Raw genomic sequence first — 13,591 nt, 5'->3', positions numbered from 1 at the left:
CTGTCGTTTTCGAATTTCTTGGGCGTGGCTATGGGATAAAGGAGCCGAGCGGTCAAGCCTTCGTGCATGCAGGCGCCAGCTAAGACCAAATCTCGCCAAATGGACGCCGATTGCTGCAGCGAGGTTTGCGCATCTGATAAATGGCGCGGCGCTGCCGGCTTGAATGCCCTTGCCCGGCGCGCAATAGTGGGACTGCGAAGTCGCTGTCTTCCCATGTCATCAACGGGTGTTCCGATGAGTGACAAGGATGTTGTCGTAAGACGCAAAACCAGGACGAAGCCGAAGCTCGAGCGGCCGAGGCTCTACAAGGTCATACTCGTCAATGACGACTACACGCCGCGCGAATTCGTCGTGATGGTGCTGAAGGCGGTTTTCCGCATGAGCGAGGAGACCGGCTACCGGGTGATGATGACCGCGCACAAGCTCGGTACCTCCGTGGTCGTGATCTGTGCCCGGGACATCGCCGAAACGAAGGCGAAGGAGGCGACCGACCTCGGCAAGGAGGCGGGTTTCCCGCTCCTGTTCACCAGCGAGCCGGAGGAGTGAAATTCGGCAGGGAAAGCACAATGCTCAGATACGAAGACCTACAGCGACCCTTGCGCGACTGAAAAGACGCGCGGCGCTGTAGTGGATGGTGCGGCCCCGTTCATTCCTGTGCCCGTCACGGGAGGACGCCAGGCCCGTCAATCCTCCTTGGCGCCGAACATCTTCTTCAAAATCTCGGCCATCGGGCCGGTTGCCGGGAGCTTCTTCGGTTGGGCCGCATTGCGCGCCTGGTGGATATGGGAGCGAGCCGTCTGCTTCTTCGTGGTCTCGGGCTTTTCCGTCTCCGGCTTTCCGCCCAGCGCAAGCGCGATCTTGTTCAGAAGCTGCGAGTCCTCGCCCCTCACCAGCATGTCGGCGTTGTCGGCGATCGCGTCGAGGAGGGTCGAAAGCCAGGCCTGATCGGGCTTGGCGAAATCGCCGAGCACATGCGCGTGCACGAGATCCTTCACGCCCGGATGGCCTATGCCGAGGCGAAGTCGGCGATATTCCTTCCCGCAATGAGCGTCGATCGACTTGATGCCGTTGTGTCCGCCATGCCCGCCGCCCGTCTTGATACGCGCCTTGCCGGCCGGCAGATCGAGCTCGTCGTAAATCACGACGATGTCCTTCGGCGCGAGCTTGTAGAACCGCATGGCCTCGCCCACGGCCTCGCCGGAAAGATTCATGAATGTCTGCGGTTTCATCAGCAGCACGCGTTCGCCTGCGACCTCGCCTTCGGCGATCTCCGCCTTGAACTTCTTCGACCAGGAGGAAAAGCCCTGCCGCCCCTGGATGGCGTCGACCGCCATGAAGCCGACATTGTGACGGTTGCCCGCATATTTGGGGCCCGGATTGCCAAGTCCCGCTATAATCAGCATACGGCCAAACTCCCAGTGCTTCGAAGCGGGTCGGACGGCGTCGAATGCCTCGGCGGCTGACGGACAACTCAGCATTCCCGCTCGCCCACCCAAAACCACCGCTGTCCGGGCAAGTCAATGCTATTTCGTCGCCTGCCGGATGCCGTTCGGGCGCAGGCCGTAAGCTTCGAAGATCCGGTCCTGCGTGCCGTTGGCGATCAGCCGGTGCAGTTCGACCTGCATGCGCGAGACGATCTCCTCCGGCATGTCCTTGTGACAGGCAATGCCGTATTGCTTGCCGTCCAACCTAAGCGCCGCTTCGACCGGCGTGCCGCCGGCCCGCATCGTCTCGAAGGTCTTTTCCGAGGTCATCATCAGATCGACGCGGCCGGCGAGGAGTTTCTTGAGCGTGGAATCGAGTGTGGCGGCAAAATCGATCCGCTGAAATCCGTGCTCCTTCAGATAGCCGGCGGAGAAGTCCCCGCGTTGCGTGCCGATGACGAAATGCTTTGCCTCCTCCAGTGATTTCGGCGCCGCGGTGGCGTCCTTGCGGCGGACCATGACCATGTGGTCGACCAGAAGCGGTTCGATCCATTTGAAAATCCTGTCCCGCTCGGCGTCGTGACCGGTCGTGAAGACGCAGTGGAAAGGCTGCCTCTCGGCAAGCGCAAAGGCTCGCGCCCAAGGCAGGACCTCGATGTCGTATGGAAGATCCAAGGCCTTCATGATCAGGGCGACCTGGTCGACGGAGGCGCCGCCCGGACCGTTATCGCTCAGGTAGTTATAAGGTCGGTACTCTTCGGTGAGGAAATGGATCGTTTCGGCGTGGGCTGTGGCGGCCAGGTTGAGCAGGATTGCCAGGATCAGTTTCTTCACGCCGTATTTTCCTTTCGTCCGTCCCCAGGCTCGGACAGGATCCGGCTTCAGCCTAGCCGGTTGAGCTCGTCTTCGCCTCGGATTCGTTCTCCAGCATCGTCAGCATGCCGCTAATCGGCATGGGCCGGCTGAAGAGATAGCCTTGGCCATAATCCACACCGAGCTTGCGCAAGAGTTGCCACTGCTCCTTTGTTTCGATGCCCTCGGCCACGACCGTGCATCCCATCTGATGTGAGATGGTGCGAATGCCTTTGATGAGCATGCGGCTCTTGCGCCTGACGTCCGCGGAACTGGAACTGAGCGATCGCGTGAAGGACTGGTCGACCTTCACGATGTCGACGGGGAAGCGGTTGAGGTAGCTGAGCGAGGAATAGCCGGTGCCGAAGTCGTCGAGCGCGATACGGCAACCGAATTCCTGGAGCTGCTTCAGGACTGCGTGGACTTCGGGATTGTCGAGCATCAGCACCGCTTCGGTGATCTCGACGACGATGCGGTGCGGCGAAATGTGATGCTTGAGCAGAAGTGCCGCGAGCTTATGAGGCAAAGTGAGTTCGAACTGCAGCGGCGAGAAGTTGACGGCAAGGTAGGTTTCCTGGGTTCCATCGAGACTGGAAATCGTCGCCAGATGGCGGATCGCCTTTTCCAGCACGCGATCACCGATGCGGCTGATGGTGCCCGTTTCTTCGGCAATGTTGATGATCTTGGCCGGCGGCAGCAGGCCCTTTTGCGGGTGGTCGAGCCGCATCAGCGCCTCGAAGCCGACGATCTGGCCGTCGTGGAGGCTGACGATCGGCTGCAGCCAGGCCTCGAACCAGTCTTCCTTGAGGCCCGCCTCGATGAATTGCTCGATCTCGTGGCGCTCGCGTGCGGCGTCGAGCATGCCGGCATCGAAGATCCTCAGCCCGTTTTTGCCGTCGCGCTTGCGTGCATACATTGCCATGTCGGCCTTCAGCAGCAGGTCGGCGGCGCTTTCTGCATGGAGCGGATAGGCCGAAATGCCGATGCTGGCACTGACGGACAGGTCGTTGCCGGCGATCGGCATGGGCGCACGCAGCGCGGCTGAGATCCGCTCGCCGATCTCCCCGGCAAGCGCGATGACGTCCGTCGACTGTACGAGAATGGCGAATTCGTCGCCGCCGAGCCTCGCCAGCACGTCGTCCGGACCGAGCGCCGTGCCGATCCGCTCCACCGTGAGGCGCAGCACCGCATCGCCGGCGGCGTGGCCGAAATTGTCGTTGATCCATTTGAAGCGATCGAGGTCGATGAAGAGGCAGGCGAGTTGCATGCCGCATTGATCCGCGCTCAGAAACGCGGCATCCAGCGCGCTCTCAAAGCCCTGGCGGTTGAGGAGGCCCGTCAGGTGGTCGGTGATCGCCTGCAAGTGGTTGCGGCTTTCAGCCTGTTTCAGTGCCGTCACGTCGGTCATTACCGAGAGCGAAGTCTCGCCGCCCTTCGTTTCTGTCTCCAGGATCAGAACGGTCATGAACTCGCCGTCCGCCTTGCGGAAGGGCAGCGTGACCTCGCTGTTGGCGGGACTGTCCGCTGTGCCGGCCCGCAAACGCAGACGGTAGGCTTCCCGCCAATGCGCGTCGATGAAGTCAGTAAAAGTCCGACCGATCACGGCATCACGGCTGTAGCCGGTTGCCAGAAGCCAGTAGTCGCTGACCGCCGTCAAGCGTCCTTCTGCGTCGAGCGAGAAGAGCATTGCTGGCGTCTGATTATAGGTCTCCGTCGCCCGGGCATGCGCGGTCTTCAGCTCCGTTTCCTCGCGCGCGAGCCGGTCCTGCATCGCGTTGAAATTCGCGGCGAGCGCGCCCATTTCGTCGTGCGACGTCCAGTCGACCCGATGGCGCGAGCCGAGGCGCCGCGTCGCCTCGATCGCCGCCGTCAGCCGCATCAGCGGCCGGACCACGGTCAGGCGGTTGCCGATCAAAGCTGCCGTGAAGACGATGGCTACGGCGACGAGCAGGATGCCGAGAACCGCCCATTCGTCCTTGCTGAACCGGGACAGCATGCCGGATGCGGGAACGAGGGTTTCAAGCGTGCCGACGGTTCGGGTGCCGTTCACAGCGTCGTAGCTGATCGAGGTGCTCAGAGTATAGGCGGCGGGCGCATCGGGCTGCGCCCCGGGCAGCCGCGTGAGGACCTTGCCCGCGGTATCGCGAATAACGACGGCGCGGATGTCGCGCGCGTTCATCAGCGATCGCGCAATCCGCTCGATGCCGTCCTGATCGAAGTCCCAGATAGGCTTGCCGAGCGCCTCGCCGCTGGCCTCCATCAGCAATTCGATGTTGTGCAGGCGCTCCCGTGCGACGCGGTCGCCGGACATGCTCAGGAAGAGCATCAACAGGGGTACAACGAAAATGAGCATCGCGCTGCAGACGATTGCGACAAAACGGTGTTCCACCGAGTGCATCATGAGATGGTCCCGCCGGTGGATGGTCTTGATTTCTGCATTCGGATTCTCTTGGACTGCCACGCTGCGCTCTCCACGCGCAGCACACCATCAAATCCTTAAATGTTGCTGAAATCGTCTTGGAAAGGCAACGCGCAAGCGTTGTCTGTGGTTGGAAATGAGACCCGCCCCATGGGAAATGGGGCGGGTCTCTGGATCCAGTACGAAAGTGGGCGGCAGCTCAGAAGCCCGAAATCAAGCCTCTGCTTCGCCTTCCGCTTCCGTCTCTTCGGCTTCCTGTACACGGCCGGTGATCGTCGCGATGGTGAAGTCGCGATCGCCGATGACCGGAGTCGCGCCAGCCGGGAGCTTGACGTCCGAGATGTGGACGGTGTCGCCGATGTTGAGACCGGTGAGATCGACGGTCAGGAATTCCGGAATGGCGTCAGCGGAAACGTTCAGTTCGACGTCGTGGCGAACGATGTTGAGAGCGCCACCCCTTTTGAGGCCCGGGGACTTCTCTTCATTTTCGAAGTGAACCGGAACCTGGACGGAAACCTGGCTGTCCTTCGAGACGCGCAGGAAGTCGACGTGCATGGTGAAGTCGCGGACCGGATCCAGCTGATAGTCCTTCGGCAGCACGCGGATCTTCTCGCCGTTGACGTCGATCGTCGCAACGGTGGTCATGAAACCGCCGGCGTGGATCTTCATCGTCACGTCCTTGGTGGACAGCGCGATCGAAAGCGGGGGCTGCTTGTCACCGTAGATGACAGCCGGGATAAGACCGTTGCGGCGAAGTTCGCGGGAGGACCCCTTACCAACCCGTTCGCGCGTCTCGGCCTTGAGCTCGTAACTCTGGCTCATGGTTAGACCTTTCTGGTTATTTGGAGAGTTCGTCCGTCAAGGGCCAAAGCCGGGGGCGGAAAAACCTGAAGCCGCAGGGCGGCCTCATCCGCGTTGCCTCCAAGGGTGTCTGCGCGGACGCGCGGTCCATAGCGGAGAACGGCACGAAATGCAAGGCGGCACGGTTCCTATGCCTTGCGCCGGGCGAAACGGGCGAGCGCCAGCATGAGACCGCCGGCAATCAGGCCCCAGAAGGCGCCGGAGACGCCGGCGAAACTGACGCCGGATGCCGTGACCAGGAAGGTGATGGCGGCAGCCTCGCGGGTGTCGTCCGTGAATGCAGCCATGGCGGAGCTCGAAAAGGCGCCGATCAGAGCAAGCCCGGCAACGGCTTCGATCAGCACTGGCGGAGCGAGGCCGACAAAGGCGGTGACGACACCGGCGAGGAGCCCGAAGGCGATATAGGTGATCCCGGCATTGATCGCCGACCAGTAGCGGCGGCCGCAGTCGGGATGGGCATCGGTACCGGCGCACATGGCCGCGGTGATCGCCGCCAGATTGACCGCATGACCGCCGAAGGGTGCGCTCAGCAGCGAAAAGAGCCCCGTCGTTGCAAACAGGGGCCCGGGGTTCGGTTGGAAGTGGTTGACCTTCAGCACGGCGATGCCGGGAATGTTTTGCGACGCCATCGTCACGATGAAGAGCGGCAGCGCGATGCTGACCGCGGCCGCAGTGTTGAAGACGGGCGGGATGAGCTCCAATCTCGGAACCAGCGCCGAGGAGAGCTCGCCGAGCGCATCGTCCGGCATGTCGATGCCGAGGGCGATCACGAGGACGAAGGCAAGCAGCGCTGCCGGCACGGCATAGAGCCTGTTGACGCGGCCGACGACCGCCCAGGCGAGGACGATCGGCAGACCGAAAAGCGGATTGAAGGCGATCGCCTTTACCGGCGCGAAGCAGAGGCCGATGAGCACGCCGGCAAGCATCGCATTGGCAAGCGCCGACGGGATGGAGGAGACCATCCGGGCGAGCGGTTTCCAAAGTCCGGCGGCGACGATCAGCAGCCCGCAGAGGAGGAAGGCGCCGACCGCGGCACTGAAACCGCCTTCCACGGCACCCGAGCCCGCCAGCAAGGCCGCGCCGGGCCAGGCAATGCTTACGGGAAGCCGCGTCGCGAGGCTGAGGACAATAGCGCAGGCGCCCATCGAGATCGAAAGCGCCATCAGCCCTGAGGCGGCTTGAACCTCGCTCGCGCTGACACCGGTGAGACCGTGAAGCACAACGGCGAAGGAGCTGGCGAAGCCGACGAAGGCGGTCAGCACGCCCATGAAGAGAGTTTGAACGGAAAAATCACGAAGCATGGACGAAAAGCCTGAACTTGCGGGCGACTCGAGGTACCGATGCAGTAGCATATCGTCCGGTATATCGATGCCGGCAGCCTTCGCTGCGCGACTATCGTCCGGCTGGACCTTGCCCGCGATCGCCGGCTATAGTGCCGGTAGAATGCAGCAGCGCCGAACCCGGGAGGTCGGGGCAATCTGCCTTCGCGGACGCTTTCAGGGAGGGAGCGAATGCCTGCAGCCACGGATCATTCGGAACAGGTCTACAGGATCGCACACCAGTCTTCGGCTGCCGCGAGGTCGCCGGTTGCCGCCTCGTGGCGGCGCTGCATGACCCTTCATGGGCTGGCACCCGAGGAGGTACGGAAGCCGTGGCGCCTCACGGAGAGCGAGTTTCTCGAGGCGCGCGAACGCTCCGGCGTTTTGATTGTGGAAGCGGCCGGTGAGCTTGATCGGTTGTTCACGTTCATCGGCAAGGCGGGGTGCTGCCTTCTGCTTACGGACACAAAAGGGATAGCGCTCGAGCGGCGTGGTGCGGTCGGGGACGACGCCGATTTTCGCGGGGTCGGCCTCTGGTCCGGAACGGTTTGGAGCGAGGCGAGCGTCGGTACGAACGGAATCGGTACGGCGATCGCGGACGAACGCTCCGTCGTCATTCATCGCGACCAGCATTTCCTGAGCAGCAATATCGGGCTCAGTTGCGCGACGGCGCCGATCCGTGACGAGGCCGGGCGCCTGGCTGCAGCGCTCGATATTTCCACCTGCCGTGACGACGCTTCCGAGGGGACGCTTTCGATCCTTTCCCAGGCTGTGCGCGACGCCGCCGCGCGGGTCGAGGCGAACCTCTTCCGGCGCGCCTTCGCCGGGGCACGCATCGTGCTCGTGCCGGTGGACCGCGCCGGACCGGCGCTGCTTGCAGTCGATCGCGACGACCTCGTGCTCGGCGCGACGCGGGCGGCCCGGCAATGCTTGGGGCTCGACGACAGGCGCATCGCCGCTGGCGTTCCCGCGTCCGACCTTCTCGATGAGGGGGCTCCGCGCGATGGCGGCGAGTTGCCGGATGCCGAGCGGGCGGCTCTTCGCCGCGTGCTGTCGCGCACCAACGGCAACGTCTCGATGGCCGCCGATCTCCTCGGTATCAGCCGCGCTACGCTGTATCGCAAGATGAAGCGGCTTTCGCTGAACTGAACCTGGCCCGCTGATCCCACCCGCGGCACCTCTCGTCCAATCTTGAGAATTCCGCCCCTCTGCTTTATATGATGCGTGATGACCGATGCGCGATGAGGCAGGCATGAGGACGACACTGGCGATCGACGACGATGTTCTGGTCGCCGCCAAGGCGATGGCGGCGCAACAGCACCGGAGCGTCGGCGAAGTCATTTCCGACCTGGCGAGGCGTTCCCTCCGCCGGCCGCAGAGCGGCGGCGAGCGCAATGGAATTCCTCTGCTATCGCCCCGACCCGACGCGCCACCGGTGACACTCGATATGGTCAACGCATTGCGTGACGAATTGCCGTGACTTTCCTGCTCGACGTCAATGTATTGATTGCCTTGATCGATCCGGGCCACGTCGCCCATGATGATGCGCACCACTGGTTCGCATCGACCGGCCGAAACGCGTGGGCCACCTGTCCTATTACCGAAAATGGCGTCGTCCGGATCGTCGGCAACCCGAAATATCCCAATTTTCCCGGTTCGCCAGCACTTGTGATGGAAATCGTAGGGAAATTGCGATCGCTCCCCGGACATTGTTTCTGGCCGGACGACGTGAGTCTTGTCGGTTCAGGCAACGTCGCTTCGGCAAAGATCCTGACTTCAGCCCAGGTGACGGACACCTACCTGCTTGCGCTCGCGAAGGTGCATGGCGGCCAGTTGGCGACTTTCGATCGCAAGCTATCAACCGCGGCCGTCACCCAGGGCAATTCTGCCTTGCACCTCATCACCGCCAAGTAGTCACGGCAATTCCGCGGCAGCGACGGTGTATTGCTGCGTTTCGGCATTACTGCCCCAGTCTACCTTAGGGCATAGCGTTAGTTTCCCGCTAAACAACGCTGACGTAGAACGAAGCCTGAACGCAGTCAGGCCGCTCGGTGTTTTCCAGCCAGGTTGAGCGGTTTCCGGTCGGTTGTCTTCGCGGCACGATCCCAAAGGAAATCGCCGGAGAAGGCGATGTGCTCCCATCCGGTGAGGTATGGGTCAGGAGATCGTCCGGGACGATTTCGCCTTGTGCCCGCAGGTGCGCCACGGCGTCGGCCATATAGATCGAGTTCCAATAGACGATCGCCGCGGTGACGAGGTTCAAGCCCGACGCCCGGTATTGCTGGGCCTCATGGCTGCAATCGATGCCCCTGTCGGAACGTATAGATGGCCTGCGCCAGGGCATGGCGCTGCTCGCCTTTGTTGAGCCCGGCGTGGCAGCGGCGGCGCAGTCGCAATACGCCGACATTGTCCACCCTGGACTTCTTTAAGGTCCCAAACGCGAGACGGACGGCAGCCGTCGAAACGAGGTCACACCCGGCTATTGCGGCCGCTGAGCGCGGCTGAAGCACGGGGAACCCGTTGCAGCGCTGTTTTATACTAGAGTGTGGCCGTTGCGCCACAACTTGCCAGTAACTTTACTCCCAAGATTTCTCTGTTGGACAAGTAAAACATCCGGTGTGGTTAATACCAGCGTCCTCGTCCGTAGAAGCCGCCACCTAGCAGAATAACTATCAGAAGTATGATGAGAAGCGTGGTGATATCCATGTACGTCTCCTAGGAGTTCCTAGCACGGTGCTTTTCTCGTGATTGTACTCCAACGCTATATAACGTTTAGCACGGGGTTTTGTTCCATTTTAAACTACGCAATGATAGCGCTGAAGTGAGTTCCTTATCCTTGACACAACCAAGCTCACGTGCGCAACGCCGTGGTGATCGATTGACTACCTGGCCCGGTGACGACACCGACATAAAGAAACCAATGGGGTCGGCTGGTGGATACGAACCAGGTGGCAGCTCCGCCGGCCGGCACTTACAACGACACTAAGTTGCATTGGAACATTGGAACAGTTGCCCTTCGCCTGCGTTCCCTGCGTTTCCCGTCATTGCGATGGGCAACGGTCGAAGGCCATGGAACCGGTCACGATTATGCTGGTGGAAGACGAAGGGCTGTTACTCTTCGAGTTTGAAGAAGCGCTGACGGAGGCAGGCTTCAATGTCGTCGCGTGCCTCCAGCGGAACGAAGGCCGTGGAGTACCTCAGGAGCGCAGAAGGCGCAGCCGAGGGTGTGGTCACTGACATCAGGATCCCGGACAGGGCCCTGGACGGTTGGGAGGTGGCGCGCATTGTCGGGGAGATCGACCCGGAGGTAGCTGTCGTCTACATCAGTGGACACGGCGCGGTGGAATGGCCGTCGAGGGGCGTTTCAAACAGCATCGTGCTTGAGAAGCCGTTCGCCATAGCGCAGTTGGATTTCACAACTTCTCAACGGTCCTTTAGCCGACGCCTCTTCGTAAAGCGGCGGAGACGAAGGAACCAGCTTTAGGGACATTTGTTGAGCGCCCCGAAACCTCATGTGGAGGACGGCCTCCGCCCCCGTTCGCTCTTGGCTCAGCACTCAGTTTTCCTGGACCGAAACGCCATTCTGGTCGAGCCGGAGTTCAACGCCGGCCGGCTTCGTTTCCTCGCGATAGAGGTAGACGCCCAGGACTATAACAGCGACAACCAGGCCGCCAATGATCAGGTACAAGGTATTGTTTCGCTGCATGAGGGGAGCAATCCTGCCTTTGAAGAAAGTGGGACTATCCGGCCCCAATTTTGAACAGTGTGAATCAATACCAACGGCGGCGCGTATCCGCTAAAGTCAGGCCGACAGCCACGCCCAGCAGAAAACCGACAATGCCGACCCCGCCAAGCACAGTCGCTGTGGTGCCCGGGTTTTTTCGCGCGACTTCTGATACCGCTTGGAGCTGCGTGCCTACTTGCTTCGCTGCGCCCGCCGCCGTTTTCGACGCATCGTCGTAAAGATCGGATGCCCGCTCGCGCGCTTGATGCAAAACGCCGACAGTTCGTTTCGCAAGCATCTTGTTGATCTCTGTCACTTCATTGCGAAGCGTCGCGATCTGTTTTTCTAGTGCTTCCTGCGTATCGCCGACGCCCGGAGCGGCAGGCTTAAGAGTCTCGGCCATTCAACGTGTCCTTATAATGGAGAATTAAGGAACGACAAGCGCGGCCGTCGTTCGGGATTAGCGTTTCCAGCGGCCTTCGTATTTGAATTCGGGGGCCGCCTTGAGCTGATCCTTGGTCGCGTCCATCACAGCCGTCCATTTCTTGTCGTTTTCGACGTAGGTGATTTTGACGGCCTTCGGGCTGACAATAACGTAGCGCTCGCCCATCCCGAGGACACCTCCGACCGATACGATATATCCGGTGAGCTGACCTTCCGAGAGCACCAGATCCTTGATCTCCCCGATCGACTCGTTAGCATTGTTGGTGACGTTGAGATTGACGAGATTGTAGCTCAGCACGTCGGTCGGCTTGGCGGTGACGAAGGTTTCGGTGGTCGTGGTTTCCGCTGTCTGCGCGGCAGCCGCTCCAACAATCATCGTAGTCGCAGCAAGAGCAATCAGAATACGTCGCATGGTCCACCCCTTTGAGGCTGTTCAGGAACCCGGAAACGCCTTGAAGCAATCGAAAGTTCCAACGACCTCAGTGAATTGGGCAGCATTCTGTGCCGCGGCAAGAGCCACTTAGAGCCGACTAAGAACCCCGCCGACGGCGGAGTTTTAATTATGCCAGAGCGGGACCCTTACCAGTCGTCCTGTTTGCTGTACCAGTCTTCAATGTCCCTCTTCGCGCGGTCCTTCTCAAGACCATAGCGTTCTTGGATTTTGCCTTCGAGCTGGTCGCGTTTACCGGCGATCTGGTCGAGATCGTCGTCAGTGAGCTTACCCCACTGCTCCTTGATCTTACCTTTAAATTGCTTCCAATTGCCTTCGACCCGATTCCAATCCATGTGCGTTTTCTCCGGGTTTGCGCCTGATACAATAAACTCACAACGGTCGAATTAGTTCGAGCCGTCGCAGTGATATGTCAGGACGGCGGCTTGGCGGGCTCCAACTCATGCCGATAAACGGACCTTACGCGCCCGCGTACTCATTGAAGAATGCGCCTTCACCCCGCGTTGAACGGCCTCGTCACCAGAAACGCCGGTCCCGGTCTTGCACCAGTCAGAAGGCGCTCAGGAAACGCCGCTTATGAAGATCGCCGGAACTGGAGATTGAGCAGGAATGTTCCTGACCGCATCGATCCCGGAACTGCCACCGGCAAGCTGGATCTCCCGCCAGTATCATTTTGGGCGATGTCTTGCCATAGAGGTCGACGGCCTCATCGTCGGTGCGTGCGACCGCACTTAACAGAGCGCCGCAAAACGGCTGTCACGCGTGTCGGGGTCGCTCCTACGGCACTTCTTGCCAAAATGCGCGACGGTGTTTCTTCACAGGTCGAGGCGACCGCCGGCCAGCCTGGGGGTATTAAGAATACGCAGCGCGCGCACTGCATTTTTGGGGCTGAGCCCTTCCATCTTCCAAGGGCCTATCTCTGCTGTCTCTCCGGTGAAGAGGTGATAGATCGTATAGGTTCCGTCTCCATCGAAACGGCGGCCGTACTGATCGAGCTGTCCGGATCTGTTCGGCGCGCCGCCTTCGGATTCCCATGCGCTGATGAGGAGCGCGTGCTCTTCGTGTTTGCTTTTCATCTGCAGCTCTCCTCCCGCAGTCGCCTGCGCGACGACTGGACGCTGCTCAGTGATCGGATGCCAACCCGTCAATCGGCTCCAGATTATCTTCGTTGCTCACTCGCTCTTGGCCGAGTTCATCATTGCGGACGCGATACTGGGGTGAGTTGTCCCTTAAGGGGAGTTTGGCGGTGATATGATAGGTTTCCGCCGCACGGGGTGAAATATGTGCGCGATCTTTGAGGCGCACTGAGAGACCCATGCGAAATCGATGAAGACGCAGTGGTTAGGACGACGGGGAGATTGCGTCTTCGTGGCGATCGACTGCAATGAGGCGTTCAAGTTCCTCGGGATCGATGGCCACAAGTCGCATTCGGTATTTGTTCTCGGCCGTGGCTGGTAGCTTGATAAAGGTCGCCACACGGCGATAGGCGAGCCAGGAGATGCCCTCGATCAACTCCTCGTCATCATCGACTTGGTAGTCGCCAGGAGCCACCATCTCACCGAGGTTCGGCATCCAGAATGGTCGATCGAAATGGACTGTTCGATGTGTCGTCCGGGCAAACATGCTGCCCTCCTTTTCTGTGGCGTACGTGGTGGCGAGACTGAGCAACGAAGGAGGCCGTTTGGCGCCAATTGCAGCCCGAACAGCGACTGTCCTACAGCCTCATTGAACCAAGTCCGCATGTGGATATGTTGAAGCGAGATCGGTGGGGTTTTCCTCTGATAAAGCAAAAAGCCGAGCGGGCCTCAAAAAGCAATCATAATTCTTTATGCCTTGAATGTGGCTTTACCATGATTTTCCGGTGAAGATATGTTTTTGAAGAAAATAATTTCATGGTTATGTAAAATAGAGAAGCGCTGACATATCGAGATCTTTTGTTTTCAGACAAGCTTTTATGCGTTCATTAGTTGAAAATTTATTTTTTCTGATGAATCGAGAATTGGTTGTTTACTTTAGTTAATTTAGAGCGCACTGTGAAAAATCTGGATTGCCATTGGCTCCTGGTCGGAGCACGGGCCCGCAACGATCCCGATAATC

Annotated in this window: 16 protein-coding genes and 2 pseudogenes; 4 read left to right on the top strand and 14 right to left on the bottom strand. The window is 60.3% G+C overall.

Annotation, left to right across the window (positions count from 1 at the left end; genetic code table 11):
• Positions 1-234: 234 nt before the first annotated feature.
• Positions 235-546, top strand: a complete 312-nt coding sequence (gene clpS / locus EKH55_RS11415) for an ATP-dependent Clp protease adapter ClpS (RefSeq protein WP_069458023.1) — start codon at positions 235-237, stop codon at positions 544-546.
• Positions 547-683: 137 nt separating this feature from the next.
• On the opposite strand, the gene pth is transcribed toward clpS, so the two are convergent.
• From pth to EKH55_RS11390, 5 genes are all read right to left on the bottom strand, one after another.
• Positions 684-1,403: an aminoacyl-tRNA hydrolase gene (pth, locus tag EKH55_RS11410; RefSeq protein ID WP_151611536.1), complete on the bottom strand. Its 720-nt coding sequence runs from the start codon at positions 1,401-1,403 to the stop codon at positions 684-686.
• Between the two features lie 120 nt (positions 1,404-1,523).
• Positions 1,524-2,258 (bottom strand): substrate-binding periplasmic protein, encoded by a 735-nt coding sequence (locus tag EKH55_RS11405; protein WP_069458021.1) that lies wholly within the window; start codon positions 2,256-2,258, stop codon positions 1,524-1,526.
• A gap of 52 nt (positions 2,259-2,310) precedes the next feature.
• On the bottom strand, positions 2,311-4,677 hold the full coding sequence (locus EKH55_RS11400; RefSeq protein WP_151611981.1) for a putative bifunctional diguanylate cyclase/phosphodiesterase: 2,367 nt from the start codon (positions 4,675-4,677) through the stop codon (positions 2,311-2,313).
• A gap of 231 nt (positions 4,678-4,908) precedes the next feature.
• Entirely contained in the window at positions 4,909-5,517 is a 609-nt protein-coding gene (locus EKH55_RS11395; RefSeq protein WP_151611535.1) for a 50S ribosomal protein L25/general stress protein Ctc, read from the bottom strand.
• Positions 5,518-5,684: 167 nt separating this feature from the next.
• Positions 5,685-6,857, bottom strand: a complete 1,173-nt coding sequence (locus tag EKH55_RS11390) for a benzoate/H(+) symporter BenE family transporter (RefSeq protein WP_151611534.1) — start codon at positions 6,855-6,857, stop codon at positions 5,685-5,687.
• A 210-nt stretch (positions 6,858-7,067) separates the two neighbouring features.
• Here EKH55_RS11390 and EKH55_RS11385 point away from each other — a divergent pair, with 210 nt between their 5' ends.
• The 3 genes from EKH55_RS11385 (at position 7,068) to EKH55_RS11375 (ending at position 8,789) form a co-directional block, all read left to right on the top strand.
• A complete protein-coding gene (locus EKH55_RS11385; protein ID WP_069458019.1) occupies positions 7,068-8,024 on the top strand; it encodes a helix-turn-helix domain-containing protein in 957 nt (318 codons plus the stop codon).
• Positions 8,025-8,127: 103 nt separating this feature from the next.
• Positions 8,128-8,355, top strand: coding sequence for a CopG family transcriptional regulator (locus tag EKH55_RS11380; protein WP_106407814.1), 228 nt, complete (start codon positions 8,128-8,130; stop codon positions 8,353-8,355).
• Positions 8,352-8,789 (top strand): TA system VapC family ribonuclease toxin, encoded by a 438-nt coding sequence (locus tag EKH55_RS11375; RefSeq protein ID WP_069458017.1) that lies wholly within the window; start codon positions 8,352-8,354, stop codon positions 8,787-8,789. The genes EKH55_RS11380 and EKH55_RS11375 overlap by 4 nt, the downstream gene beginning before the upstream one ends.
• A gap of 125 nt (positions 8,790-8,914) precedes the next feature.
• On the opposite strand, the pseudogene EKH55_RS11370 reads toward EKH55_RS11375, so the two are convergent.
• The 9 genes and pseudogenes from EKH55_RS11370 to EKH55_RS11335 all read right to left on the bottom strand — a co-directional run.
• Positions 8,915-9,271, bottom strand: a pseudogene (locus tag EKH55_RS11370) (Tn3 family transposase); the annotation flags it as partial.
• Between the two features lie 1,160 nt (positions 9,272-10,431).
• Entirely contained in the window at positions 10,432-10,581 is a 150-nt protein-coding gene (locus EKH55_RS29425; protein ID WP_165614709.1) for a hypothetical protein, read from the bottom strand.
• 64 nt (positions 10,582-10,645) lie between these two features.
• A complete protein-coding gene (locus EKH55_RS11360) occupies positions 10,646-11,002 on the bottom strand; it encodes a hypothetical protein (RefSeq protein WP_037461821.1) in 357 nt (118 codons plus the stop codon).
• Positions 11,003-11,059: 57 nt separating this feature from the next.
• Positions 11,060-11,455, bottom strand: coding sequence for a PRC-barrel domain-containing protein (locus EKH55_RS11355; RefSeq protein WP_069458016.1), 396 nt, complete (start codon positions 11,453-11,455; stop codon positions 11,060-11,062).
• Positions 11,456-11,622: 167 nt separating this feature from the next.
• Positions 11,623-11,829, bottom strand: a complete 207-nt coding sequence (locus tag EKH55_RS11350; RefSeq protein WP_037471827.1) for a CsbD family protein — start codon at positions 11,827-11,829, stop codon at positions 11,623-11,625.
• 167 nt (positions 11,830-11,996) lie between these two features.
• Positions 11,997-12,220: pseudogene (locus EKH55_RS29745) on the bottom strand (response regulator); the annotation flags it as partial.
• An 89-nt stretch (positions 12,221-12,309) separates the two neighbouring features.
• Positions 12,310-12,570, bottom strand: coding sequence for a hypothetical protein (locus tag EKH55_RS29420; protein WP_069458015.1), 261 nt, complete (start codon positions 12,568-12,570; stop codon positions 12,310-12,312).
• Between the two features lie 46 nt (positions 12,571-12,616).
• Complete coding sequence (locus tag EKH55_RS29740; RefSeq protein WP_425353228.1) at positions 12,617-12,811, bottom strand: hypothetical protein; 195 nt, start codon at positions 12,809-12,811, stop codon at positions 12,617-12,619.
• A 24-nt stretch (positions 12,812-12,835) separates the two neighbouring features.
• Entirely contained in the window at positions 12,836-13,117 is a 282-nt protein-coding gene (locus EKH55_RS11335; protein WP_069458014.1) for a hypothetical protein, read from the bottom strand.
• Positions 13,118-13,591: the final 474 nt, after the last annotated feature.

It is taken from the genome of Sinorhizobium alkalisoli, assembly GCF_008932245.1.
In the GTDB taxonomy this organism is placed as follows: Bacteria; Pseudomonadota; Alphaproteobacteria; order Rhizobiales; family Rhizobiaceae; genus Sinorhizobium; species Sinorhizobium alkalisoli.
The sequence above is the reverse complement of the archived record's forward strand: the minus strand, read 5'-3'. Positions and strand labels throughout refer to the sequence as shown.

Excerpts from the sequence above, each read along its gene's own strand:
- clpS (WP_069458023.1), top strand. The coding sequence starts at position 235 with ATGAGTGACAAGGATGTTGTCGTAAGACGCAAAACCAGGACGAAGCCG.
- pth (WP_151611536.1), bottom strand. The coding sequence starts at position 1,403 with ATGCTGATTATAGCGGGACTTGGCAATCCGGGCCCCAAATATGCGGGC.
- EKH55_RS11400 (WP_151611981.1), bottom strand. The coding sequence starts at position 4,677 with ATGATGCACTCGGTGGAACACCGTTTTGTCGCAATCGTCTGCAGCGCG.
- EKH55_RS11395 (WP_151611535.1), bottom strand. The coding sequence starts at position 5,517 with ATGAGCCAGAGTTACGAGCTCAAGGCCGAGACGCGCGAACGGGTTGGT.
- EKH55_RS11390 (WP_151611534.1), bottom strand. The coding sequence starts at position 6,857 with ATGCTTCGTGATTTTTCCGTTCAAACTCTCTTCATGGGCGTGCTGACC.
- EKH55_RS11385 (WP_069458019.1), top strand. The coding sequence starts at position 7,068 with ATGCCTGCAGCCACGGATCATTCGGAACAGGTCTACAGGATCGCACAC.
- EKH55_RS11380 (WP_106407814.1), top strand. The coding sequence starts at position 8,128 with ATGAGGACGACACTGGCGATCGACGACGATGTTCTGGTCGCCGCCAAG.
- EKH55_RS29425 (WP_165614709.1), bottom strand. The coding sequence starts at position 10,581 with ATGCAGCGAAACAATACCTTGTACCTGATCATTGGCGGCCTGGTTGTC.
- EKH55_RS11360 (WP_037461821.1), bottom strand. The coding sequence starts at position 11,002 with ATGGCCGAGACTCTTAAGCCTGCCGCTCCGGGCGTCGGCGATACGCAG.
- EKH55_RS11355 (WP_069458016.1), bottom strand. The coding sequence starts at position 11,455 with ATGCGACGTATTCTGATTGCTCTTGCTGCGACTACGATGATTGTTGGA.
- EKH55_RS11350 (WP_037471827.1), bottom strand. The coding sequence starts at position 11,829 with ATGGATTGGAATCGGGTCGAAGGCAATTGGAAGCAATTTAAAGGTAAG.
- EKH55_RS29420 (WP_069458015.1), bottom strand. The coding sequence starts at position 12,570 with ATGAAAAGCAAACACGAAGAGCACGCGCTCCTCATCAGCGCATGGGAA.
- EKH55_RS29740 (WP_425353228.1), bottom strand. The coding sequence starts at position 12,811 with ATGGGTCTCTCAGTGCGCCTCAAAGATCGCGCACATATTTCACCCCGT.
- EKH55_RS11335 (WP_069458014.1), bottom strand. The coding sequence starts at position 13,117 with ATGTTTGCCCGGACGACACATCGAACAGTCCATTTCGATCGACCATTC.